Origin of the sequence: Pseudomonas sp. KB_15, from assembly GCF_052114525.1 — a bacterium.
Classification (GTDB): domain Bacteria; phylum Pseudomonadota; class Gammaproteobacteria; order Pseudomonadales; family Pseudomonadaceae; genus Aquipseudomonas.
Genome location: NZ_JBFREX010000008.1, coordinates 17,426 through 42,382, shown reverse-complemented (window position 1 = coordinate 42,382; position 24,957 = coordinate 17,426). Strand labels below are relative to the sequence as shown.

General features: G+C 60.7%; 20 protein-coding genes and 1 pseudogene. 4 read left to right on the top strand and 17 right to left on the bottom strand.

The features are described 5' to 3' along the window. Positions 1-11: 11 nt before the first annotated feature. The 7 genes from gcvH to arcD (AB4Z35_RS10885) all read right to left on the bottom strand — a co-directional run bounded on the left by gcvH (position 12) and on the right by arcD (AB4Z35_RS10885) (position 7,916). On the bottom strand, positions 12-395 hold the full coding sequence (gcvH, locus tag AB4Z35_RS10915; protein WP_442097018.1) for a glycine cleavage system protein GcvH: 384 nt from the start codon (positions 393-395) through the stop codon (positions 12-14). Between the two features lie 455 nt (positions 396-850). Further along, positions 851-2,359, bottom strand: coding sequence for a sigma-54-dependent transcriptional regulator (locus AB4Z35_RS10910; RefSeq protein ID WP_007996032.1), 1,509 nt, complete (start codon positions 2,357-2,359; stop codon positions 851-853). Positions 2,360-2,567: 208 nt separating this feature from the next. Next, complete coding sequence (locus AB4Z35_RS10905; protein ID WP_007996030.1) at positions 2,568-2,930, bottom strand: DUF5064 family protein; 363 nt, start codon at positions 2,928-2,930, stop codon at positions 2,568-2,570. 64 nt (positions 2,931-2,994) lie between these two features. After that, positions 2,995-3,924 carry a carbamate kinase gene (gene arcC / locus AB4Z35_RS10900; RefSeq protein ID WP_007996028.1) on the bottom strand — a complete coding sequence of 310 codons (930 nt, stop codon included), beginning with the start codon at positions 3,922-3,924 and terminating at the stop codon, positions 2,995-2,997. Between the two features lie 189 nt (positions 3,925-4,113). Then, on the bottom strand, positions 4,114-5,124 hold the full coding sequence (locus AB4Z35_RS10895) for an ornithine carbamoyltransferase (RefSeq protein ID WP_007974406.1): 1,011 nt from the start codon (positions 5,122-5,124) through the stop codon (positions 4,114-4,116). A 74-nt stretch (positions 5,125-5,198) separates the two neighbouring features. Continuing rightward, positions 5,199-6,455, bottom strand: a complete 1,257-nt coding sequence (arcA, locus tag AB4Z35_RS10890) for an arginine deiminase (RefSeq protein WP_442097016.1) — start codon at positions 6,453-6,455, stop codon at positions 5,199-5,201. A 33-nt stretch (positions 6,456-6,488) separates the two neighbouring features. Then, positions 6,489-7,916 (bottom strand): arginine-ornithine antiporter, encoded by a 1,428-nt coding sequence (gene arcD / locus AB4Z35_RS10885; RefSeq protein WP_442097015.1) that lies wholly within the window; start codon positions 7,914-7,916, stop codon positions 6,489-6,491. Between the two features lie 443 nt (positions 7,917-8,359). On the opposite strand from arcD (AB4Z35_RS10885), the gene arcD (AB4Z35_RS10880) reads away from it, so the two are divergent. Together arcD (AB4Z35_RS10880) and AB4Z35_RS10875 are read left to right on the top strand one after the other, a co-directional pair. After that, on the top strand, positions 8,360-9,787 hold the full coding sequence (gene arcD, locus AB4Z35_RS10880; RefSeq protein WP_442097014.1) for an arginine-ornithine antiporter: 1,428 nt from the start codon (positions 8,360-8,362) through the stop codon (positions 9,785-9,787). After that, positions 9,784-10,647 (top strand): DNA-3-methyladenine glycosylase family protein, encoded by an 864-nt coding sequence (locus AB4Z35_RS10875; protein ID WP_442097013.1) that lies wholly within the window; start codon positions 9,784-9,786, stop codon positions 10,645-10,647. The genes arcD (AB4Z35_RS10880) and AB4Z35_RS10875 overlap by 4 nt, the downstream gene beginning before the upstream one ends. A 112-nt stretch (positions 10,648-10,759) precedes the next feature. Here the strand turns inward: AB4Z35_RS10875 and AB4Z35_RS10870 are convergent, their stop codons facing one another. The 10 genes and pseudogenes from AB4Z35_RS10870 to gap all read right to left on the bottom strand — a co-directional run bounded on the left by AB4Z35_RS10870 (position 10,760) and on the right by gap (position 21,861). Beyond that, positions 10,760-12,109: a CoA transferase gene (locus AB4Z35_RS10870; RefSeq protein WP_442097011.1), complete on the bottom strand. Its 1,350-nt coding sequence runs from the start codon at positions 12,107-12,109 to the stop codon at positions 10,760-10,762. Positions 12,110-12,279: 170 nt separating this feature from the next. Next, on the bottom strand, positions 12,280-13,035 hold the full coding sequence (locus tag AB4Z35_RS10865; RefSeq protein ID WP_442097087.1) for a methyl-accepting chemotaxis protein: 756 nt from the start codon (positions 13,033-13,035) through the stop codon (positions 12,280-12,282). A gap of 102 nt (positions 13,036-13,137) precedes the next feature. Then, positions 13,138-14,145: pseudogene (locus AB4Z35_RS10860) on the bottom strand (PDC sensor domain-containing protein); the annotation flags it as partial. A gap of 473 nt (positions 14,146-14,618) precedes the next feature. Continuing rightward, positions 14,619-15,008 carry a YbaN family protein gene (locus AB4Z35_RS10855; RefSeq protein WP_442097009.1) on the bottom strand — a complete coding sequence of 130 codons (390 nt, stop codon included), beginning with the start codon at positions 15,006-15,008 and terminating at the stop codon, positions 14,619-14,621. Between the two features lie 158 nt (positions 15,009-15,166). Beyond that, a complete protein-coding gene (locus tag AB4Z35_RS10850) occupies positions 15,167-15,775 on the bottom strand; it encodes a biliverdin-producing heme oxygenase (RefSeq protein ID WP_442097008.1) in 609 nt (202 codons plus the stop codon). Between the two features lie 112 nt (positions 15,776-15,887). Beyond that, positions 15,888-18,452, bottom strand: a complete 2,565-nt coding sequence (locus tag AB4Z35_RS10845) for a TonB-dependent receptor (protein ID WP_442097006.1) — start codon at positions 18,450-18,452, stop codon at positions 15,888-15,890. 122 nt (positions 18,453-18,574) lie between these two features. Beyond that, the gene (locus tag AB4Z35_RS10840; protein WP_442097005.1) at positions 18,575-19,540 is read right to left on the bottom strand and encodes a FecR family protein; all 966 of its coding nucleotides are present in this window, start codon (positions 19,538-19,540) and stop codon (positions 18,575-18,577) included. Positions 19,541-19,640: 100 nt separating this feature from the next. After that, a complete protein-coding gene (locus tag AB4Z35_RS10835; protein WP_442097003.1) occupies positions 19,641-20,168 on the bottom strand; it encodes an RNA polymerase sigma factor in 528 nt (175 codons plus the stop codon). 77 nt (positions 20,169-20,245) lie between these two features. Then, positions 20,246-20,710 carry a methylglyoxal synthase gene (locus AB4Z35_RS10830; protein ID WP_007996008.1) on the bottom strand — a complete coding sequence of 155 codons (465 nt, stop codon included), beginning with the start codon at positions 20,708-20,710 and terminating at the stop codon, positions 20,246-20,248. 149 nt (positions 20,711-20,859) lie between these two features. Further along, the gene (gene gap / locus AB4Z35_RS10825; protein WP_007987291.1) at positions 20,860-21,861 is read right to left on the bottom strand and encodes a type I glyceraldehyde-3-phosphate dehydrogenase; all 1,002 of its coding nucleotides are present in this window, start codon (positions 21,859-21,861) and stop codon (positions 20,860-20,862) included. Positions 21,862-22,081: 220 nt separating this feature from the next. On the opposite strand from gap, the gene edd reads away from it, so the two are divergent. Both edd and AB4Z35_RS10815 read left to right on the top strand, forming a co-directional pair. Continuing rightward, the gene (edd, locus tag AB4Z35_RS10820; RefSeq protein ID WP_007996005.1) at positions 22,082-23,908 is read left to right on the top strand and encodes a phosphogluconate dehydratase; all 1,827 of its coding nucleotides are present in this window, start codon (positions 22,082-22,084) and stop codon (positions 23,906-23,908) included. Next, on the top strand, positions 23,905-24,855 hold the full coding sequence (locus tag AB4Z35_RS10815) for a glucokinase (RefSeq protein ID WP_442097002.1): 951 nt from the start codon (positions 23,905-23,907) through the stop codon (positions 24,853-24,855). Before edd ends, AB4Z35_RS10815 begins: the two co-directional genes overlap by 4 nt. The last annotated feature ends 102 nt before the right edge of the window (positions 24,856-24,957 follow it).

Sequence of the window (24,957 nt, the reverse complement as noted above, 5' to 3'; positions counted from 1 at the left end):
GTCATTGCTCCTCAGGCTTCGGCTTGCGCTTTGATCAGGCGGTCGTAGGCGTCCTGATCCAGCAGTTGGCCGACAGCGGTGTCGTCGCTTGGTTTGAAACGAAAGAACCAGCCTTCACCCAGCGGATCTTCGTTGACCAGTTCAGGGCTGCTGTCCAGGGCCGGGTTCACTTCCAGCACTTCACCGTCCAGCGGCATGTACACGCCGCTTGCAGCCTTTACCGATTCCACGGTGGCGGCTTCGGCGCCTTTGTCGTAGGACTGCAGCTCAGGCAGTTGAACGAAAACCACATCGCCCAGAGCGTTCTGTGCGAAAGCGGTGATGCCGACCGTGACGCTGCCGTCAGCTTCGGTGCGCAGCCATTCGTGATCTTCAGTAAAACGCAACTCGCTCATGGAAACTCCTAAGGGGCCAGACTCGTCTGGTGGACGCGATTGAATGCTTGGGCGATGCCCTGGTTATGGAGGACTACATAGCAAGAACGCGGCCAATGTTGTTTTTATGGTTATTGATCAATGATTTAGGTGGTTTCGACAAACGCCGAAATTCACTCGCTGTAGCGAAATCGATACGGCATATGTCGAGGATAAAAGCCGAGGTGGATCAAAGCCTTGCACAGCCGTGACCGGAGAGGGGTGTAGCGATATCGTTCCGCTGTAGCGCTTTCAGTACAGGTGGAGGTCGTTTTTGGCGTGATTTCTCACCGAACACAAAAACCTGTAGGAGCGAGCCTGCTCGCGATAGCGGTGCGACATTCAACACTGATGCCGACTGACAGGCCCTCATCGCGAGCAGGCTCGCTCCCACAGTGGTTCTGTGTTGTGGGTGGGTAACATGTTCCGGCAGTGCCTCAAGCCTTGCCGGGAATCCCGTACTTGCGCAACCGATGGGCAATCGCGGTGTGGGAGGTTTGCAGGCGGGTGGCGAGTTGCCGGGTCGAGGGATAACTGACGTAGAGTTTTTCCAGCAGGGTCTTCTCGAATTCGTCCATGGCCTGTTCCAGGCTGTCGACGTCATGGTCGCTCTGGCGGGCCACCGAGGTGCCGGCGATGTCGAGGTCGCCAATGTCCACCAGGCTGCTTTCGCAAATCGCCGCGGCACGGAAGATCACGTTCTGCAATTGCCGCACGTTGCCCGGCCAGCGGTTGCCCAGCAGCGCCGGGTAAGTGCCCGGCGCCAGGCGACAGATCGGGCGCTGGATCTGCGCACAGGCCTGCTGCATGAAGTAGCGGGCCAGCAGCAGGATGTCCTGGCCGCGCTCGCGTAGCGGCGGCACTTCAACGTTGAGGACGTTGAGGCGATAGAACAGGTCTTCGCGGAACAGGCCTTCGCTGACCATTTTTTCCAGGTCGCGATGGGTCGCGCTGAGGATCCGTACGTTGACCTTGACCTCACGGTCACCGCCGACCCGGCGAAAACTGCCGTCGTTGAGGAAACGCAGCAATTTGGCCTGCAAATACGGCGACATCTCGCCGATTTCATCGAGAAACACCGTGCCCTGGTTGGCCAGCTCCATCAGCCCTGGCTTGCCGCCGCGTTGCGCGCCGGTGAAAGCGCCGGGGGCGTAGCCGAACAGTTCGCTTTCGGCGAGGTTCTCCGGTAATGCCGCGCAGTTCAACGCCAGGAACGGTGAACTGTGCCGGGCGCTGATGGCGTGGCAGGCACGGGCCACCAGTTCCTTGCCGGTGCCGGTTTCACCCTGGATCAACAGCGGTGCATCGAGGGCCGCCACCCGCTGGGCACGCGCCTTGAGAGTGCGGATCACCGGGGACTCGCCGAGCAGTGCATCGAAACCTTCGGCATGATCATGGTGCAGCGCGGACAGGCGTTCGCCGATGCGATTCGGTTGATACAGGGTCAGCAGGGCGCCGGCGTCGGTGATCGGTGTGGCGTCGAGCAGCAAGGTCTGGCCGTTGACGGTGATTTCCCGCAGTGGCAGGCGAAAGCCGTGTTCGAGCAGGGCGTCGAGCAAAGCCGGGTCGGCAAACAGGTCGGCCACGCTTTCACCGGCAGGTTCGCGGCCGTACAGGGCGATCAATGCCGGGTTGGCCAGCAGCACCTTGCCGTCGCTGTCCAGTGCCAGCACCGGGTCGGTCATGGCTGCAAGCAACGCGTCGAGCTGCAAGTGCCGGCGCTGGCCGGGCAGGATGTCGACCACCGTCACCGCTTGCACGCCACGCACGCTGAACAGGGCATCGCGCAGTTCCTCGAGGACTTGCGGGCTCAGGGTCGGGGCGTCGATATAAACATTGGGCGGGACCATTTCCACCGCATCCAGGTTCAGATTGCGCCCGCCGAGCAGGGCCAGGACTTCCTGGGTGATACCGACGCGGTCGATGAAGCTGACGTGGATACGCATGGGGCGGTTTTGGGTTCTGCAGTGCGGAGGGTGGCAAGTATGCCTTGGGGCGGGCTAATGGTGAAATTTTGCGCGGGATTTGCAGGCAACGACGATCCCTGTGGGAGCGGGCTTGCTCGCGAAAGCGTCGTGTCAGGCACCATCGTTGGCGACTGATACACCGCATTCGCGAGCAAGCTCGCTCCCACAGTAGATTGTGGTGAATCAGTTATTCCAGATGCTCGGGTTTGACCGGGTCGCCCGATTTCATGTTCAGCTGCACCCGTACATCTTCGAACATCGAGTCGTAATGCTTGTGGACCGAACCGATGTTGCTGTGGGTTTTCGGGATGCCGTACTTCTCGGCGATCTTGGTCACGTTGCTGGCGAAGTTGTAGGCCATGTCCTTGGGCAGGAAGAACGACTCGCTCATGTCTTTGTTCTGAATGCTGCCGTGCATTTTGAACAGCATCCCTTTGCCTTCCTTGGGATCCTGGCTGACTTCATAGTCGAGGTAGATGTTGTAGCTGACGTCGTCCTTGTTCAGCGCGTGTCGCTCGATGTGCAGGTGACCCGGCTCGAACGTTGCCATTGTTGACTCTCCTTCAAAAGGTCTTGAATCAGGGCAGGCCCCAGGCCTGCCCCCGAAGTTTCGGTTACTGATAGCTGATGCCCGGTGTCGCCGTACTGATGCGCGTACCGGCCTTGCCCTGGACGATCGCTTCGATGTCCGCGAGCGAGCCGATCACCGCCACTTTTCCAGTATGGCGCGCGAATTCGCAGGCTGCCTGCACCTTCGGTCCCATGGAGCCGGCGGCGAAGCCGAGTTTTTCCATTTCGTCGGGGTGCGCCTGGGCGATGGCTTTCTGCGTGGGTTTGCCAAAGTCGATGAAGGCGGCGTTGACGTCGGTGGCGATCACCAGCAGATCGGCTTCAAGCTGTTCGGCCAGCAGCGCCGAGCACAGATCTTTGTCGATGACCGCTTCGACGCCCTCGAGCTTGCCGGGCGAGGTATACATGGTCGGAATGCCTCCGCCACCGGCGCAGATCACGATGCTGCTTTTTTCCAGCAGCCATTTGATCGGACGGATTTCGAAAATGCGCTTGGGTTTCGGGCTGGCGACCACGCGGCGGTATTTGTCGCCGTCCGGGGCGATGGCCCAGCCTTTCTCGGCGGCGAGTTTCTCCGCCTCGGCCTTGCTGTAGACCGGGCCGATGGGTTTGGTCGGGTTCTTGAAGGCCGGGTCATTGGCATCGACTTCGACCTGGGTCAGCAGGGTTGCGAAGGGCACTTCGAAGTCCAGCAGGTTACCCAGTTCCTGTTCGATGATGTAGCCGATCATGCCTTCGGTTTCGGCACCGAGCACGTCCAGTGGATAGGGCGAAACCGAGGTGTAGGCCGCCGCCTGCAATGACAGCAGGCCGACCTGGGGGCCATTGCCGTGGGCGATGACCAGTTGGTTGCCGGGATGGATCTTGGCGATCTGTTCGGTGGCGATCCGGATGTTGGCGCGCTGGTTGTCAGCGGTCATGGGTTCGCCCCGGCGGAGCAGGGCATTACCGCCCAGAGCAACGACGATACGCATGGTGCAGTCCTTCTAAGCAAAGAGGTTGCAAGCAACGCGGTCTTTCTGTGGAACCCGGACCAGTGTGGGAGCGGGCTTGCTCGCGAAGACGGTGCATCAGTCAACATTGATGTCGACTGACACTCCGCTTTCGCGAGCAAGCCCGCTCCCACATTGACCCTTTTCCGTCAGTGGGAGCCGAGTCAGCCGTTAGAGATCAGCCAGCGTCGACACCAGAATCGCCTTGATCGTATGCATGCGGTTTTCCGCTTGCTCGAAGGCGATGCAGGCCGGCGACTCGAACACGTCATCGGTCACTTCGATGCCGTTGCTCAGGTGCGGGTACTGCTCGGCAATCTGCTTGCCGACTTTGGTATCACAGTTGTGGAACGCCGGCAGGCAGTGCATGAACTTGGTGCGCGGGTTGCCGGTGGCTTTCATCAGTTCGGCGTTGACCTGATACGGCAGCAGTTGCTGGATACGTTCGGCCCAGGCTTCGACCGGCTCGCCCATCGACACCCAGACGTCGGTGTGAATGAAATCCACGCCCTTGACGGCGGCTTTCGGATCTTCGGTGAGAGTGATGCGCGCGCCGCTTTCTTCACCGTACTGTTTGCAGCGGGCGACCAGATCGTCCGCCGGCCACAGGGCTTTTGGCGCGCAGATGCGCACATCCATGCCGAGTTTGGCGCCGATCAGCAGCAACGAGTTGCCCATGTTGTTACGTGCGTCGCCGAGGTAGGCGTAGCTGATCTCGTGGATTGGCTTGTCGGCGTGCTCACGCATGGTCAGCACGTCGGCGATCATTTGTGTCGGGTGATACTCGTCGGTCAGGCCGTTGAACACCGGTACGCCGGCGAACTTGGCCAGCTCCTCGACGATTTCCTGCTTGAAGCCACGGTATTCGATGGCGTCATACATGCGCCCGAGCACGCGGGCGGTGTCCTTCATGCTTTCCTTGTGACCGATCTGCGAGGAGTTCGGGTCGATGTAGGTGACATTGGCGCCCTGGTCATAGGCTGCGACTTCGAACGCACAGCGGGTGCGGGTCGAAGTTTTTTCGAAGATCAGCGCGATGTTGTTGCCCTTGAGATGCTGCTGTTCGGTGCCGGTGTACTTGGCACGTTTGAGGTCGCGGGACAGGTCGAGCAGGTAGCGCAATTCGCGAGGGGTGTGGTGTTCCAGGCTCAGCAGATTGCGGTTATGGATGTTGAACGCCATTTTGGATCTCCTAAGGTGTCGGTTATCCCCTTGTCCGGGCATGCCCTTGGGCAGCGCGGGCCAAGGCTAATAGGTTAGTAGTCAATCGGGTCGCGGATGATCGGGCAGGTCATGCAATGGCCGCCGCCCCGTCCCCGGCCGAGTTCGCCGGCGCTGATGGTGATGACCTCCACCCCGGCCTTGCGCAGCAGGGTATTGGTGTAGGTATTGCGGTCGTAGCCGATGACCACGCCTGGCTCCACGGCCACCACGTTGTTGCCGTCGTCCCATTGCTCGCGTTCGGCGGCGAAGCTGTTGCCGCCGGTTTCCACCACGCGCAGGGCCTTGAGGTTGAGGGCCTGGGCCACGGTGTCGAGGAAATTGGTTTCTTCGCGGCGGATGTCGATGCCACCCGCTTTGCTTTCATCGGGACGCAGGGTGAAGGCGACAATCTGGTTCACCACTTCCGGGAAGATCGTGACGAGGTCGCGATCACAGAAGCTGAACACCGTGTCCAGGTGCATCGCCGCGCGGGATTTCGGCAGGCCGGCGACGATGACTTTCTCCACGGCCTTGTTCTTGAACAGGTTCACCGCCAGTTGGGCAATGGCCTGGCGCGAGGAGCGTTCGCCCATGCCGATCAACACCACGCCGTTGCCGATCGGCATCACATCACCGCCCTCAAGGGTGGAGTTGCCATGGTCCTTGTCCGGGTCGCCGTACCAGATCTGGAAGTCGGCGTTGGTGAACTCGGGGTGGAATTTGTAGATGGCGGTGGTCAGCAGGGTTTCCTGACGGCGCGCCGGCCAGTACATCGGGTTGAGGGTGACGCCACCGTAGATCCAGCAGGTGGTATCGCGGGTGAACTGGGTGTTGGGCAGCGGCGGCAGGATGAAGCTGGAGTTGCCGAGGAAGTCGCGGAACATCTCGATGGCCTTGCCACCGAAACTGGTGGGCAAGTCGTCGCCCGATACGCCACCGATCAGGAACTCGGCGATCTTGCGCGGCTCCAGGCTGCGCAGCCACGAGGCGGTTTCGTAGATCAGGCCCAGGCCCACCGAGTCGGCGGTGATCTTGCGTTGCAGAATCCAGTCCAGGGCTTCGGGGATGGCGACGATGTCCGTCAGCAGGTTGTGCATTTCCAGTACATCGATGTTGCGTTCACGCATCTTGGTGACGAAGTCGAAGTGGTCGCGCTTGGCCTGGGCCACCCACAACACGTCATCGAACAGCAGTTCGTCGCAGTTGTTCGGGGTCAGCCGCTGATGGGCAAGCCCTGGGGAGCAAACCATGACTTTGCGCAGTTTGCCGGCTTCGGAATGGACGCCGTACTTAACTTTTTCCTTGGTCATTACAGTGATCCTCCAGATGACAAAACAGGGTAGTTACAGAGTCAAGAAGCCGTCATAGAGGCCGTAGGCCGCCACCACGGCGCCGACGACCACCGCGGCGAAAATCAGCTTCTCGACGTTGGTGAAAACCGGTTTGTTTACTTCAAGCTTAGCCTTGGCAAACAGGATCACGCCGGGGGCGTAGAGCAGGGCGGACAGCAGCAGGTATTTGATGCCGCCGGCGTACAGCAGCCAGATCGCGTAGACCAGGGCCACGGCGCCGATGACGAGATCCTTCTGCCGCTCGCCCGCCGCGCCTTCGTAGCTTTCGCCACGCACCGCCAACAGCAGTGCGTAGGCCGCCGACCACAGGTAGGGCACCAGAATCATCGAGGTGGCGAGGTAGATCAGCGACAGGTAAGTACTGGCCGAGAACAGCGTGATGATCAGGAAAATCTGCACCATGGCGTTGGTCAGCCACAGGGCGTTGACCGGTACATGGTTGGCGTTTTCCTTACGCAAAAACGCTGGCATGGTGTGGTCCCTGGCGGCTGCGAACATGATCTCCGCGCACAGCAGTACCCACGACAACAACGCCCCCAGCAACGAGATGATCAAACCGACGCTGATCAGCACCGCGCCCCAGTGACCGACCACGTGTTCCAGTACGGCGGCCATCGACGGGTTCTGCAACTTGGCCAGTTCCGGCTGAGTCATGATCCCCAGCGACAGCACGTTGACCAGGACTAAAAACAACAGCACGGTGACGAAGCCGATAACGGTGGCTTTACCCACATCGCTGCGTTTTTCCGCCCGGGCGGAAAAGATGCTCGCGCCTTCGATGCCGATGAACACCCACACGGTGACCAGCATCATTTTGCGCACCTGGTCCATCACGCTGCCCAGGTCCGGGTTCTTGAGGCCCCAGATGTCGGCGGTGAAGATCTCCAGTTTGAAGGCGAACAACGCGATCAACATGAACAATACCAGCGGCACAATCTTGGCGACGGTGGTCACCAGGTTGATGAACGCTGCTTCCTTTATTCCTCGCAGTACGAGGAAATGTACGGCCCACAGCAGCACCGAGGCACCGATCACGGCAGCAGGGGTATTCCCCTCCCCAAATAGCGGAAAGAAGTAGCCGAGCGTGCTGAACAGCAAAACGAAGTAGCCAACGTTGCCCAGCCAGGCACTGATCCAGTACCCCCAGGCGGACGAAAAGCCCATGTAGTCGCCGAACCCGGCCTTGGCGTAGGCATAAACCCCGCCATCAAGATCGGGTTTGCGGTTGGCCAGGGTCTGGAATACGAACGCCAGGGTGAGCATGCCGACGGCAGTGATCGCCCAACCGATCAGAATGGCGCCGACATCCGCACTGGCCGCCATGTTTTGTGGCAAGGAAAAGATCCCGCCACCAATCATCGAACCGACGACTAATGCAACCAGTGCGCCGAGTTTGAGTTTTCCGGGGGCTTCAGACATTGCATGGCTCCAATGCAGGAGAAGAGAGGCAACAGACTAATTCCGTTGGCTATCCAATCAGCTGACCTGGATCACTAAATGAGAGCGTTCCCAGTTTGTTGGCGGAGTGCCATCATTTGCAAGGCGGCTGCTTGTAATGCTTGTTCTAGAGCCTTTTTGTAGATTATTTCAGTTATTCTGTATTTTATTTCGAATTATGACGCTAGTTGGTTTTTCAGAATCCGCCAATCTTTCCCGTGGGTTTTTTGTACAAAATTGATGTATTGGAAAAACGTATACAACAAAAGATTATATCGGCGCTTCTAATAGCCGTTTTGTGCAAGTAAAAAGACGTATGTTGGCGTTATCCAATAAACGTTATTACTCTTCAACAGTTTAGTTGACGCTCGTTATGTGACGATCTCGCGGCACTTGTCGCCCCCCAGAAAAATGGAGATGCAACGATGCCGCAATCACCGAGCAAGCTTCGCCTGAGTGCATTGATCGCGTTGGTGGTGGGGTCGATGATTGGCGGCGGGATATTTTCCCTGCCGCAAAACATGGCGGCCAAGGCCGATGCCGGGGCGATCCTGATCGGTTGGGCGATCACTGCCGTCGGCATGCTGACCCTGGCGTTCGTGTTCCAGACCCTGGCCAATCGCAAGCCGGAGCTGGACTCCGGGGTGTACGCCTACGCCAAGGCCGGGTTCGGCGACTACATGGGCTTTTCTTCGGCCTGGGGGTACTGGATCAGCGCCTGGCTGGGCAACGTCGGTTACTTCGTGCTGCTGTTCAGCACCCTCGGTTATTTCTTTCCGGTCTTTGGCGAAGGCAACACGCCGATCGCTATCGTCTGCGCTTCGCTGCTGCTCTGGACGGTGCATTTTGTGGTGATGCGCGGGATCAGGGAGGCTGCGTTCATCAATCAAGTGACCACCGTGGCCAAGATTGTGCCGCTGATCATGTTCATCGTGATTGCCGCCGTGGCGTTCAAGGCGGACGTCTTTACTCTCGATATCTGGGGGCGCAACAACCCGGAATTCGGCAGCGTGATGGATCAGGTCCGGCACATGATGCTGGTCACCGTGTTCGTGTTTATCGGGATCGAGGGGGCCAGTGTCTATTCGGCCCGGGCGGAGAAACGTTCCGACGTGGGCCGGGCGACGGTTATCGGGTTTCTTGGGGTCTTGGCGCTGCTGGTACTGGTGAATGTGCTGTCGCTGGGGATCATGACCCAGCCGGAGTTGGCGAAACTGCAGAACCCCTCGTTGGCGGCGGTGCTGGAACATATCGTCGGCCCCTGGGGGGCGTTGCTGATCAGCGTCGGCCTGGCGATCTCGCTGTTGGGGGCCTTGTTGTCCTGGGCGCTGCTGTGCGCCGAAATTCTGTTTGCCACGGCGAAAGACAAGACCATGCCGGCATTCCTGACCAAGGAAAATGCCAACCGTGTGCCGGTCAATGCGATGTGGCTGACCAACTCGATGATCCAGTTGTTCCTGCTGATCACGCTGTTTTCCGCCGGCACCTACACCAGTCTGATTTATCTGGCGTCCTCGATGATTCTGGTGCCGTATCTGTGGTCGGCGGCCTATGCGGTGTTGTTGTGCGCGCGGGGTGAAACCTACCAACAGGCACCCGCCGAGCGGATCAAGGATCTGCTGATCGGTGGCATCGCTCTGGGCTACGCGGTGTGGTTGCTGTATGCCGGCGGCCTGAAGTATTTGCTGCTGTCGGCGTTGCTGTATGCGCCGGGTGTGATCCTGTTTGCCAAGGCACGTCATGAGCAGGGCAAGCCATTGTTCACGGTTGTCGAGAAAGGCATTTTCACCTGTGTCATCGGTGGTGCGGGGCTGGCGGCTTTTGGGTTGTACAGCGGGGTGCTCAGTCTGTGAGGTTGTTGCTGGCGTACCAGCCGCCCTATGACTGGCCGGCGATGCTGGGGTTCTTGTCGGCGCGGGCGATTGTTGGCCTGGAAACGGTGGTCGAGGGTGTTTACTCGCGCAGCATCGACTTGCATGGCGTTCACGGCACGTTTTCGATCCAGCCTGCTACATCCGATGCACTTGAGCTGACCCTGGATATTCCTGACCCGGGCGCCGTACCTGAAATTGTCGCAAGGCTGCGGCGGATGTTCGACCTGGATGCCGACCTGTCCACGATTCACCGGCACCTGGCGGTTGATCCGCTGATGGCTCGGTTGATTGCCGAGCGCCCCGGGTTGCGAGTGCCGGGGGCGTGGGATGGGCTGGAACTGGCGATCCGTGCGGTGTTGGGGCAGCAGATTACGGTAGTGGCGGCGATCCGGTTGGCGGGGAAGTTGGTGGCGCAATACGGTGTGCCATTGAGTTCACCGCAGCCGGGATTGAGCCATGTGTTTCCCACGGCTGACGTGCTGGCGGGGGCGGATCTGGCGACGCTGGGCATGCCGAAAAGCCGAGGCCGGACGTTGTCGGGAGTGGCTCAGGCATTACTCGATGATCCGCGGTTATTCGAGTCCGGGCGGGAGGGGGGCGTAGCGCGGTTGCTGGCCTTGCACGGGGTTGGTGACTGGACGGCGCAATACATTGCGTTGCGCCAGTTGCGGGAGATGGATGGGTTTCCCAATGGCGACGTGGGGCTGATCAATGCGTTGGCAGCGCTGGAGGGTGGGCCGGTAACGGCGCGGCAGCTTTTGGCGCGAGCTGAACCATGGCGGCCCTGGCGAGGGTATGCGGCGCAGCTTCTTTGGACTTCGTTGAGTCGGGCGGACTGAGTTGATCCGGAATTTGTACCGATAACCCTGACGCCTTCGCGAGCAAGCCCGCTCCCACAGGTGATCGCGATCAAATGTGGGAGCGGGCTTGCTCGCGAAGGCGATCTGACGGTCACCACCACTGCGCAGGATGCGAACCCAGTTCCGTTGCCGGAAGCGCCCATTGCAACGGCGTCGCCGTGATCTTCAAAGGCGCGAGCAACCGATGCGCCGCCCCCCACGGTGTTTGCTCCACGAACATTCCCTGATCCTGCACATCTTCCGCGCGTAACGCCTCGCCCGTCCCGGGCCCGTGCTCGATCAACAACTTCGCCGTACGCGCCAACGACAATCGCGCCGAGCCGCCTGTACCGTCGCTCAACCGTTGCGCCAACAACCTGATCGCACTGGCCGCCATCAAGTACCCGGTGGCGTGATCAAGGGCCTGTACCGGTAACGGCGTCGGCTTGTCCGCCTGCTTCCAGCGCATGCCCGCTTCGGCGATGCCGCTGCTCATCTGCACCAGGCTGTCGAAGCCCCGACGGTTTTGCCAGGGGCCGCTCCAGCCATAGGCGTTGAGGCAAACATCAATCAGCCCCGGGTTCAGTTGCCGGCGCTCATGCATGCCCAAGCCAAGCCGCTCCAGTGCATCGGCACGATAACCGTGGAGCAGAATGTCGGCATCCTTGAGCAGGCATTCGAATACGCCGCGGTCGGACTTGTCGTTCAGATCAAGACGCGCGCAGCGTTTTCCCAAAGTGACTTCCGGCACCACCCCCGGCTCGTTCCAGGTCGGCGGATCGATGCGCAAGACATCGGCGCCGAGGCCAGCCAGAAAGCGGCTGGCAATAGGGCCGGCAAGCACCCGCGTCAAATCCAGCACCTTGATGCCGGCCAGTGGTCGAACCACTGACCCCATCCACGGTTGGCTACTCTGGCTTGGGTGGTTGGCGAAATGAATCAAGGGTTCGGCATTTACCGCCTGGCCTTGAGGATGGGTCTGCCATTGCTCCCAAGTGCGCATTTCGGCGGCACAACCACCAGCATCGACCACCGCCTGCTCAAGTTCGCTTTTCGTCCATTGCGCCACTTTACCGGTCATCGCTACGCGGTCGGTACAGGCGCCGAGCACGCTTTCGGCAGCGGCGCGGTGATGGGGCGCGTTGGTGTGCAGGCGAATCCAGCCATCACAGGTGGCGTAGTCACCGGCGACCGCATCCCACAGCGGCGGAACGCTCCAGCCTGTCGGGCGAATCGAGGTCGAGAACCAGAAGGACGCCAGGCGTCGGTCAACTTCAAGGTCGGGCAAGTGTCCGGTTTGTTGGTGCAGCAGTTCGCTGGCGGCCTGTCCGGCGGCGGCAATGCTGGCGCAGGCCAGGTCAGTGACAGCAAACGCCGAGGGCAGGGCGCCGCTGGAGGTGAAAGGAATCGGATTGCGAGGCAAACCGAGTGCGGCTTGAATGGACGTGAGCAGATCAGTCATCGAAGGCCCTCCGGAGCGAGAGCCTGATCTTAGTCCAAAACATGACCAGGTCATGTGAAACCTTGTGGGAGCGAGCCTGCTCGCGATGGCGCTGGATCAGTCGACATCTGTATTGAATGTCAGTCAGCTATCGCGAGCAGGCTCGCTCCTACAGGGAAGGTGGTGATTGTTTAAACGCGGAACTGATCCATCAACTTCATCTGGTGAGTGGTCAGGGAATTGAGCTGGCTGCTGATTTGCGCCGATTCAGTGGCCTGGCCGGTCAGGGTTTCGGTGACGCTGCGGATCGCCGAGACATTGCGGTTGACCTCTTCGGCCACGGCGCTTTGCTGCTCGGCGGCGCTGGCGATTTGCAGGTTCATGTCGCTGATCACGGTGACCGCGTCGCTGATTTTGCCCAAGGCCTGGACCGCCTGCTGGATCTGTCCGGCGTTGCTGTGGGCCTGGGTCTGGCTTGAATGCATGGTGGCGACCACGCCGCGGGTGCCGGACTGAATGCGCTCGATCACCAGGCGAATTTCTTCCACCGAATCCTGGGTACGCTTGGCCAGGTTACGCACTTCGTCGGCCACCACCGCGAAGCCGCGACCGCTTTCACCGGCACGGGCGGCCTCGATGGCCGCGTTGAGTGCCAGCAGGTTGGTTTGCTCGGCAATACTGCGGATTACTTCCAGCACCGAACCGATCTGCTCGCTGTTGACCGCCAGGGCTTCGACTTCGGTCACGGCCTTGCTGACCTCCTCGGCCAGTTGATTGATGTCGCGGGTACTGCGCTCGATGATCGACAGACCGTCGCGGGCCGACTGGTCGGCACCCTTGGCGGCGTTGGCCGCGTTCGAGGCGCTGTTGGCGACATCGTGGGCAGTGGCGCTCATTTCGTTGGACGCTGTGGCGACCTGGTCGATTTCGCGGAACTGCACCTGCATGCCTTCACTGGTCTGGCGGGCAATCTCGGACGACTGATCGGCCGTGCCACGGGCGTCGGTAATGCTTTGCTTGATCTGCGCGATGGTCGGTTGCAGCTTGTCGAGGAAGCGGTTGAACCAGCCCACCAGTTCGCCCAACTCGTCTTTCTTGCTGTAGTGCAGGCGCTGGGTCAGGTCGCCGTCGCCACTGGCAATCGCCTTGAGCATTTCGGCCACGCTGTTGATCGGTCGGGTCACGCCCGACGCGGTGAGCCACATCAGCAGCAGACCGAGCAGGCCGGCAATCACCGCCACCGAAAGGGCCTTGATCGTGCCGCTTTGCTGGGCATCGTCGAGCACTGCTTGCAGCTTCACCGAGTCGGCCAGCAGCACTTGTTTGGGCAGGTCGATCACCACGGCCCAGGCCTTGGCATCGGCAATCGGGCTGACCGGGTACACCGCACGGATCAAGTCGCCTTGCTGGAGAATCTTCGGGGCACCACTACCGAGCAATTGCAGGATGTCCTTGCCATCCGCGCCCAGGGTGTCGCCGATGCTCTTGCCGACTTTCGCCGCATCGACGCTGTAGGCGGCCATTACGCCAGTGCCGGAGACGATCAGCATGTGCCCGGCGTTGTTGAACAGTTCACGCTGGGAACCGACCGCCGCCGCTTGCAGGGCGTCGAGGGCGATGTCGATACCGACCACACCGATGGACTTGCCATTTTCCAGCAGCGGTACGGAAATGGTGGTCATCAACACTTCCTTGCCGCCGACAGTATCGGCGTAGGGGTCGAGCAGGCAGGTGCGCTTGCTGTCCCGCGGGCAGGTGTACCAGACGTTGTACGGCGTGCCGCTGAGGTTCAGGGTGGTTTTGGTCATGTCCTCTTCGACCATGATCGTGTTCAACGACTCACCCCCGGCGCGGCTCCAGTAGGTGGCGAAACGACCGGCCTCGTTGGATTGACGGGCAGCGTCATTGACGAACTCGCTGTCCTTGCCGTCCAGGCCGTTGGGCTCGAACGCCAGCCAGATGCCCAGCACCTTGCCGTTGCGCTCGAAGGCGGTTTTCAGGCTCTGGTTCAACTCTTCACGCAGGGCGCCAGGCTCAAGCGAGCGCTTGGCGGCCATGGCGCGCATGTCCTTGATCTGATCCGCCAGGGCGGTCACCACTGTCAGGGTTTCACCGAAGGTCTTCTGCACCCGTACCGCTTGCTCGGCGGCTTTGGCCTGAAGCAGGTCCTGCACACTGGCGGTGAGCATTCTGCTGCTGGAATCGTTGACCAGATCATCGTTCTGATTGGTCTGGTAGATGTTCATGCCCACTATCAAGGCGACTACACCCAGCAGGCACAGACCGGACAGCAGGACGATTTTCAGGCGGATGGACAGTGAGTCGAACATAGGGCGAACTCGCGAATGGATGAAGTGTTGGCTGCGAGCCGTTGCGGCTCACTCGCTAAATCCATTTAGCGCCGATCAATGCACATCGGCGTGGCGCTGAGGTTACATGAGGGGCAAGTCGACGAACGGTAGTGGTTGAACGTTTGCGCAGAAAAATGTGCCGAAAAGCGCTTTAAAACGAAAAAATATCGCGGAGTTGTTCAGCAGGATTCCGGCAGTGATTCCGGCCGTGACCAGATCCACAGATTGCCCAGCCCCATGCCGGCGATCGCCAGGTAGACCGGCCAGCCGTGATCGAGCATCGCCAGCATGAGACCTGCACATAACAGCATGCTGACAGTGGCGCTGATTTTTGCCCGGCGCGCGATGATCTTGCCGTTGCGCCAGTTATGGAGGATGGGGCCGAACAGCCGGTGGTTTTCCAGCCAGGCACTCAGGCGCGGCGAACTTCGGGTCGCGGCCCAGGCGGCCAGCAGGATGAATTCGGTGGTTGGCAGGCCGGGAATGACGATGGCGATCAGGCCGATACCCAGGCTGACATAGGCCAAAAGGCCGAAGAGGAGGCGGGAGAGTCTGGAGGAGGTGGGCATGGGCTCAAGGCAGCACGTGAGGCGGATCGAAATCTTACAGGCTACGACATCCCCTGTAGGAGCGAGCCTGCTCGCGATGACGGTATTCCAGACAGCATTGTTGTTGACTGGTACTCCGCTATCGCGAGCAGGCTCGCTCCTACAGGGGCAGTGGTGTGTCAGGCGACTTCCGGCGCGCTGGCGTAAGCTCGCTCCAGCAACACGGTAAAACGGTTGAACGCGTCGATGGCGCCTTTTTCTGCTTCGGCTTCTTCCCGGGCGCTGAACGCCAGGCCGTCGAGGGTTTTGACGAAGCTTTTCCAGCCTTCAGCACGGCCGCCGGCCGGTTCGCCCAAGTGACGGGCGCCAAAGGTTTCGCTCAGGCCAAGGCCCACGGCACGCTTGATCAGGAACGCAGCACCGAGCTTCGAACCTTCCGACACAAAGATCCAGCCCAGGGCTTCGGCCTTGGTCGGGTGCTTCAGTGCACCGGCGACGGGCGCCGGCACGTCGGTGTCCAGGTCCGCGAGGTCGGCCTTGGCTGCATCGGCACGGCAGCGGGCTGGCAGGTCCGGGACGATGGCGGTCAGTTCAGCGTCGTTGTACAACGAGACCAGTTCCGACTGGAACAGGTACTGCGCGACCACGAAGCGGGCGAAATTGGCCGGGGTTTCAAACGGGGCATGGGCTTTGACCAGGGCATCGAGCTTGCTGTGCGGCTCGTGGGTGATCTGGTTCAAACGTTGCGAACGCAGGTTGGGGCGTTGTTCGGTGGCCTGGGTAGTCATGGCAATTCCTTGGGGAAAAAAGGCGCTTGGTAACGAGACGAACAAGCAGGCGCCTGACAGTAAAAAATCCTCACCGGGCGGCTTGATGAAACCGCCCGGCGAGATGAGCGGATCAGATGTCCCAGATCAGGTTGACCGCAAAGTTGCGACCCGGCTGGGTCAGGCGGTCGAGGTTGGCCGGCTGGGTCACCGACGCTTCGCCGACGCTGTCGTAGCCGCGCACGTCATCCCACAGCCAGTATTTCTTGTTGGTCAGGTTGAAGATGCCGCCGCTGACGGTCACGTCGTCGGTCACCTTATAGAAGGCGCTCAGGTCCAGAATGCCGAAGCCCGGGGTCTTGAACTGGGTGCTGGTGCCGTCCGGGGTTTTGAAGCTGGTGCTGTCGACGCGGTCCTGCTTCTTCACCAGGGTCCAGCTGAGCAAACCGCCATAGTTGTCCTGGTCGTAACCGAGGCCGAACACGCCAGTCAGCGGGTTGACGCTGTTGAGCGGCTCGCCGCTGTCGTCGTTGCGGCCGTAGGCATAGGCCACCGAGCCCTGGGTGTAGAGGCCTTGCGGCGCGCCGAAGGCGTCGAGGTTCAGGCGTCCCTTGACCTCGGCACCCTTGATGGTGGCTCGCTTGATGTTGTTGCTCTGGAACGTGGTCTCGGTGTAGCCGGGTGTGATGGCGTTCTCGTTAATGAAGTCGCGGTATTTGTTGTAGAACACCGCCACGTCAAACGAGCCCTGCTCGAAGTTGCCGCGCAAACCGGTCTCGTAGCTTTTGCTTTTTTCCGGTTCCAGGTCCGGATTAGGCGCGACCCGATAGCCGCCGGCGAGGTTTTCGAAACGACCATACAACGCCTTGGCGGTCGGTGTGCGGAAGCCTTCGGCGTATTGGCCGTACCAGGTGTAGTTATCGTTGAAGCTGTAGGTAGTGCCGAACTTCGGCGACAGACGATGCCAGGTCTTGGTGTCGTCGCTCACCGTGCCGTTGCCGCTCTGGTCGGCGGTGGCCAGGAACTCTTCGGTGATGTGCGGCTTGAGCTCGGTGTAGTCGTAGCGTGCACCGGGCAGGAAGGTCCAGTTGCCCCAGCTGATCTGATCCTGGGCGAACAGGCTGTAGCTATTGATGGTCGGGTCCGGGAAGTCACTGGCGGGTTTCAGTGTGTCGAGGGCGCTAGGGGCACCAATGACACGGCAGGCACCGGCCACGGTCAGGCAGGTGCCGGTACCGGTACGCAGGCCGGTGACTTTGTCCTGCTTGATGGTGGTGCCATAGGTGACGAGGTGTTCGGTGTCGGCGATGGCAAACGACTTGTCAGCCTGGGCATCGAATATCCATTGGCGATCCTTGAAGTTGGTATCGCGGTTACGCAGCACAGTCCGCGACGGCGCGTAGATTTCCTCGGTGCTCTGGTCGGTCTTGGCGATCTGGTAGTTCAGCGTCCACTTGATGTTGTCAGCCAGTGCGCTGTCCAGGCCGAAGCTGTGTTCCAGGCCAAAGCGTTCGCGGGTGATCGTGTCGTTGCCGGTGCGGGACTTATAGAAGCCGAAACCGCGTCCGGCATTGAACGGGCCGCCCACCGCGCTCAATTGATTGGTATCGCGGTCGGCCTTGTAATTCTCGTAGATCAGGCCCAGGCGTGCGTCGTCGGCGTAGTTCCAGCCCAGTTTGGCCAGCACGCTGGTGGTGCGCACGTCCTGGGGGTTGGCTTCAGTGCGGTTCAGGCCAGTGCCGCCGGTTTCGCCAAAGGACTCTGTTTCATGACCGTTGCGTTGACTGAGATGCAGCAGGCCATCGAACTCGCCGGTGCGGCCGGCGACGGTGCCGGAAGTCAGCCAGCTGTCGTCGGCGGAGCTGTAGCCGGTTTTCAGCCGTGCGCCGACATCCTTGCCCGGTTTGATGATGTCGTCCGGGTCCAGCGTGTAGTAGCTGACGGCGCCGCCAATGGCATTGCTGCCGTACAAAACAGAGGCCGGGCCGCGGAGGATTTCCACACGCTTGACGATTTCCGGGTCGACATAGTTGCGGTTGGTCTGGGCATACGGGCCGTTGAAGAAACCGTCGGGCACCTGCACGCCATCGACCTGGGTCAGCACCCGGTCACCATCGATGCCGCGAATGTTGTAACCCGTGATGCCGGCGCGTTGGCCCGAACCGCCCACCGAAACACCGGGTTCATAGCGCACCAGTTCCTTGATGGTATTGACGTTGTTGCGGTCCAGATCCTCGCGTGTGTAGACAGAGACCGTGCTCGGCACGCTGTTCACACTCTGCTCATTACGGGTGGCGCTGATGGTCACCTGATCCAGATTGAGGGCACCGCTGTTGGCGCGCTTTTCCAGAACGATGCTGTTGTTGCCCAGTTTGCGATAGCTCAGGCTGGTCCCCACCAACAGGCGATCCAGGGCTTTTTCCGGTGACAGGGAGCCGCGTACTCCCGGCGAGGCCACGCCTTGCGCCAGCTGCGACGACACGCCGACCTGCCAGCCCGTCACCGCGGTAAAGGCATTGAGTGCCGACACCAGTGACTGTTGGGGAATGGCGAACGAGTAGTCGCCCATTTTGCGAGTCGACGGCTCGCTGGCGGCGGCGGCCATGAGCGGTGCGGTGCCGGCCGTCAGGATGGCCGCAGTCAGCAGCGACAGCATGCGGGAAGGTGAAGAGGCTTGGCGGGTGAGGCGAGGGGACATCGATAGCGCTCCGTGTCGCACGAATCTTTATAGGTGCTGATCGGCATGGTTAGATGCGAATCAATTGCATTGGCTATAACGAGACGTACGGGGTTTGGCTATCGAGTAAAAATAATTCTCATTCAGTTCAGGATGACCAGTGCCGGAAATTCCTGAAGCTGTGCCGAGGTGATGTGGGCCAGGGCGCGAACCACGTCCAGCGGCTGATCGAGGCGATAGTTGCCCGTTACGGCGACATCGGCCAACTGCTCGTTGTTGTTGATGATCCAGCCCGGGTAGTAGCGGCGAAGTTCTGCCAGCACCTGGTTCAACGGGCAGTTTTCAAACACCAGTCGCCCCTGGACCCACGCCAGGTCGGTGGCGGCATCCAGCCTGGCCGGGTGGTCGAAACCGTTGGGGCCGATGCGGATACTTTCCCCGGCGGACAAGCGCACCCGCGCATCGTCTCGGGTGGCTCGCAAGTCGACATCGCCGCGCTGCACCCGCACCTGTGCCACGCCGTCGAGGTAACGCACGGCAAACGCGGTATCGCGAACGCTGGCTGTGACCGGGCCGGCGTCGATTTCCAGCGGCTGGCTGTGGTTGGCCTGCACTTCGAAAAACGCTTCGCCCCGGTACAGGCGGGCAACTCTTTGTTGGTCGTTGATGGTGCTTGAGAACGCCGAATTGGTATTGAGCAGGACCCTGGAGCCGTCCTCCAGTTGCAGGCGCTGACGCTCCCCGACCACGGTCAGGTGATCGGCCTGCAGGCGCATTGGCAAATTGCTGAAACTGAACATCCCGAGCAGCAGCACGGCGGCGGTGGCCAGCGGTTTCCAGTGCGGACGCAGGCGGGCGAGGACCGTGACTTTCGCGGGACGCGCAGCCAGGCTTTGCGCGCATTGCGCCACTTGCGGGCCGTCCCAGATCGCCTGGGCCTTGGCGAGCGCCTGGGCATTCAACGGATCGGCGTCGAGCCATGCGTGGAATTGGCGGCTCTGCTCCTCGTCGGGACTGCCGAGCACGATCAACCAGTCCAGGGCCTGGTCCATCGCACTTGCGGGATCCTGCGCCAGTGAAGGCTCGGGGGAGCGGTGGTTGTCCGTCACGGTGTTTCCTCGGCGGGGGCTTTTTGAGCAGCAGTTTCAAGTTTCAAGCTACAGGCTGCAAGCTAAAGCTCGGTTTGGCGTTGAGCTTGCGGCTTGCCGCTTAAAGCTTGCCGCTGCTGTCATTCCGTTCGGCGACACCCATGCAGATCGACATGATCAGTTTGAGTTCTTTCTGCACGGTGCTGAGGGATACGTTCAGCTCGTCGGCGATTTCCTGATAGCTGTGCCCGTGCAGGCGGCTGAGGATGAAAATCCGCTGCTGGCGGGCGCTGAGTTCACTGAGGCTCACGTTCAGGCGCTCCAGCAATTGTTCGGCATGGGCAGCGTCTTCGGCGCTGCTGGTGGGGGCGGCGATGCTGTGCATCACCTCCTGCGGCACGTCGTCGACCATGGTGCGCGAATGGATGCGCCGCGCGCGCAAATGGTCCAGCGCCAGGTTGCGCGCCGTCTGGAAGACAAAGGGCTCAAGGTGATCGATGGCCCGTTCGCTCAACGCGCGGGTCACTCGCAGATAGGTTTCCTGCAAGAGGTCTTCAGCGGTGCTGTGATTGTTGACCATCCGTTCCAGCGTGCGCAGCAGGGAAGTGCGCTGGGTGAGGAAAACGTGGTTGAAGCGCGACTGACTCACGGGAGGACCTGATCCATTTCGAGCAAATGATAATGCTTATCATCTACTCGAATGGTCAAGCACTGATTTGTGAAGCTTTACGCACGACCCTGCAAATACGTCGCGTAATCGGGAATCCGATGGAGGTGTGCCTGATCCATCAGCGGACTGCTGAGCAGATAGTCGGCGCTGCATTCGTTGCACGCCACCGGGATGTTCCACACCGCCGCGACCCGCAGCAATGCCTTGATATCCGGATCGTGGGGCTGGGGTTCGAACGGGTCCCAGAAAAACACCAGCATGTCGACCCGCTGCTCGGCGATTTGCGCACCGAGCTGTTGGTCGCCGCCCAGTGGCCCGCTGATCATGCTTTGTACAGGCAGGTCGAGGCGTTGTTGCAACAACAACCCCGTGGTGCCAGTGGCGACCAGATCATGCTGGGCCAGTTTGTCTTTTTGCCGTTCGGCCCAGTCCAGCAAGAACACCTTGCAGTGGTCATGGGCGACCAGGGCAATACGCTTGCGCGCTGCCATGGTCTTTTGCGTAAAGCTGATGCCGATCATCGATTGTTACTCCAGAAATGACACGCACCTTGTAGGAGCGAGCCTGCTCGCGATGGACTGTAGAACACCGCGGGGCATCAAGTTCCCCGCGTTATCGTTAACGACCATCGCGAGCAGGCTCGCTCCTACAAGACCGGGGGGCGTGCTGCTTATTCTGCGTTGCAAAGCGCCAGACAGTTATCGAGCATGCGGTTGGAGAAGCCCCACTCGTTGTCATACCACGCCAATACCTTGAGCAATTTGCCGCTGGATTTGGTGTGGTTGGCGTCGAAGATCGACGACAGCGGATTGTGGTTGAAGTCGCTGGAGACCAGCGGCAGGGTGTTGTACCCAAGGATCTTCGAGTGCTGGCTGGCTTCTTTCATCAGCGCATTGACCTCATCGGCCGACGCTTCGCGCTTGAGCTGCACGGTCAGGTCCACCAGCGACACATTGATCACCGGTACGCGTACCGACATGCCGGTCAATTTGCCCGCCAGTTCCGGCAGCACCAGGCCCACCGCTTCGGCGGCACCGGTCTTGCTCGGGATCATGTTCTGGGTGGCCGAACGGGCGCGGTACGGATCGACGTGGTAGACGTCCGTCAGGTGCTGGTCGTTGGTATAGGCATGGATGGTGGTCATCAAGCCGCTTTCGATGCCCAGTTCACGATGCAGCACCTGGGCCACCGGGGCCAGGCAGTTGGTGGTGCACGAGGCGTTGGAAATAATCTGGTGCGACTGGCGCAGAATGTCGTGGTTGACCCCGTAAACCACAGTGGCGTCGGCGCCTTTGGCGGGAGCCGAGATGATCACTTTGCGCGCGCCGGCCGTAATATGCGCGGCGGCTTTGGCGCGGTCGGTGAACAGACCGGTGCATTCGAATACCACATCAATCTTTTCCGCGGCCCATGGCAGGTCGGCCGGGTTGCGGATGGCGCTGACCGAAATGCGGTCGCCGTTGACGGTCAGGCTTTCCTGATCATGTTGAACATCGGCATCGAACGTGCCGTGAACAGTGTCGTACTTGAGCAAGTGCGCATTGATCGCGCTGTCGCCCAGGTCGTTGATGGCGACGATCTGCAAATCCCGGCGATAGCCTTGGGTATAGAGTGCCCGCAGGACATTACGGCCAATACGGCCAAAACCATTGATTGCGATTCGAAGAGTCATATATCAGCGCCGCCGTCGTTTTGTTGTTGGAATTACAAGATTATTCGCAAAAAAATAGAAAACAAGCCTTTTTAGTGGCAATATTTTGTTCAATCTACAACGAGTGGCCTGAATCAACTGGTCCGAATGATCAAGAAAACCGTTTGTCATCCCATCGACACCGGCCTTTGATCAGCATAGACAATCAGGTCGCCACATCCGTTAGCCTGGAGTTCTACACATGCATCCCCGCGTCCTTGAGGTCACTGAACGGCTTATCGCCCGCAGCCGCGCCACGCGTGAGGCTTACCTTGCATTGATCCGCGGTGCGGCCAGCGACGGTCCGATGCGCGGCAAGCTGCAATGCGCCAACTTCGCCCATGGCGTGGCCGGTTGTGGCAGCGATGACAAGCACAGCCTGCGGATGATGAACTCCGCGAACATCGCGATAGTTTCGTCATATAACGACATGCTCTCGGCGCACCAGCCGTATGAAGTCTTCCCCGAACTGATCAAGAAAGCCCTGCGCGAGATCGGCTCCGTCGGCCAGTTCGCCGGTGGCACGCCAGCCATGTGCGATGGCGTGACTCAGGGCGAGCCGGGCATGGAACTGAGCCTGCCAAGCCGCGAAGTGATCGCGTTGTCCACGGCCGTGGCGCTGTCCCACAACATGTTCGATGGCGCGCTGCTGCTCGGCATCTGCGACAAGATCGTGCCGGGCCTGATGATGGGCGCGCTGCGCTTCGGCCATCTGCCGATGATCTTCGTGCCGGGCGGGCCGATGGTGTCGGGGATTTCCAACAAGCAGAAAGCCGACGTGCGCCAGAAGTACGCCGAAGGCAAGGCGACCCGCGAAGAGCTGCTGGAATCGGAAATGAAGTCCTACCACAGCCCTGGCACCTGCACCTTCTACGGCACCGCCAACACCAACCAGTTGCTGATGGAAGTCATGGGCCTGCACCTGCCGGGCGCGTCCTTCGTCAACCCGAACACGCCGTTGCGCGATGCCCTGACCCGCGAAGCGGCGCATCAGGTCACACGACTGACCAAGCAGAACGGCGACTTCATGCCGATCGGCGAAATCGTCGACGAGCGTTCCCTGGTCAACTCGATTGTCGCGCTGCACGCCACCGGCGGCTCGACCAACCACACCCTGCACATGCCGGCCATCGCCATGGCGGCAGGCATTCAATTGACCTGGCAGGACATGGCCGACCTCTCCGAAGTCGTGCCGACCCTGAGCCACGTCTACCCGAACGGCAAGGCCGACATCAACCACTTCCAGGCCGCCGGTGGCATGTCGTTCCTTATCCGTGAACTGCTGGAAGCCGGGTTGCTCCACGAAAACGTCAACACCGTGATGGGCCACGGCCTGAGCCGCTACACCCAGGAGCCGTTCCTCGACAATGGCCAGCTGGTCTGGCGCGAAGGCGTGACCGACAGCCTCGATGAAAGCATCCTGCGTCCGGTCGCTCGTGCGTTCTCGCCGGAAGGTGGCCTGCGGGTGATGGAAGGCAACCTCGGTCGCGGTGTGATGAAAGTCTCCGCCGTAGCCGTGGAGAACCAGATTGTCGAAGCGCCGGCCATGGTGTTCCAGGATCAGCAGGACCTGGCCGATGCGTTCAAGGCCGGTTTGCTGGAGAAGGATTTTGTCGCAGTGATGCGCTTCCAGGGCCCACGCTCCAATGGCATGCCGGAGTTGCACAAGATGACGCCGTTCCTCGGCGTGCTGCAGGATCGCGGTTTCAAAGTCGCACTGGTGACCGACGGGCGCATGTCCGGCGCATCAGGGAAAATCCCGGCGGCCATTCATGTCAGCCCCGAGGCCTATGTAGGCGGCGCTTTGGCGCGGGTGCAAGAGGGCGATATCATCCGCGTCGATGGCGTCAAAGGCACCCTGGAGCTTAAGGTGGACGCCGAAGAATTCGCAGCGCGCACGCCGGCCAAGGGCCTGTTGGGCAACAACATCGGCACCGGTCGCGAGCTGTTCGGTTTCATGCGCATGGCCTTCAGCTCGGCGGAGCAGGGCGCCAGCGCCTTTACTTCTGCCCTGGAGACGCTTAATTGAAACTGGCTTTGGTCGGTGACATCGGTGGGACCAACGCACGTTTCGCGTTGTGGAAAAACCAGCAACTGGAATCGGTCCAGGTGCTGGCAACGGCAGATTTCCCCAGCCCGGAGGAGGCGATCAGCCTCTACCTCAATGGCCTGGGGCTGGCGCCGGGTTCGATCGGATCGGTGTGCCTGTCGGTGGCCGGTCCCGTGAGCGGCGATGAATTCAAGTTCACCAACAATCACTGGCGCTTGAGCCGCAAGGGTTTTTGCCAGACCTTGCAGGTCGATCAACTGCTGCTGGTCAACGACTTCTCGGCCATGGCCCTGGGCATGACCCGTTTGCAGCCCGGCGAATTTCGCGTGGTCTGCGAAGGCACGCCGGAGCCGTTGCGTCCGGCGGTGGTGATTGGTCCGGGCACAGGCCTGGGCGTCGGCACCTTGCTCGATCTGGGCGAGGGCCGATTCGCTGCGTTGCCAGGGGAGGGCGGTCACGTCGACCTGCCACTGAGCAGCCCGCGTGAAACCCAACTGTGGCAGCACATTTTCAACGAGATTGGCCATGTCAGCGCAGAAACGGCACTGAGCGGCGGCGGCTTGCCGCGCGTCTACCGGGCGATCTGCGCGGTGGACGGACACACGCCTGTGCTCGAAACACCGGAAGCGATTACCGCTGCCGGACTGGCGGGTGACCCGATTGCCGTGGAAGTGCTTGAGCAGTTCTGCTGCTGGCTTGGTCGCGTGGCCGGCAACAACGTGCTGACCACCGGTGGACGCGGTGGGGTGTTTATCGTTGGCGGGGTGATTCCGCGGTTTGCCGATTTCTTCCTTGAAAGCGGCTTCGCCCGGTGCTTCGCCGACAAGGGTTGCATGAGCGATTACTTCAAGGGGATTCCAGTGTGGCTGGTTACGGCGCCGTATTCGGGACTTGTTGGTGCGGGAGTAGCGCTCGAACAGGCTTGAGATCGAGTCGCCTTCATCGCGGGCAAGCCCGCTCCCACAGGATCACCGGCATTTTCAGAATGTGTACATAACCTTGTGGGAGCGGGCTTGCCCGCGATGAGG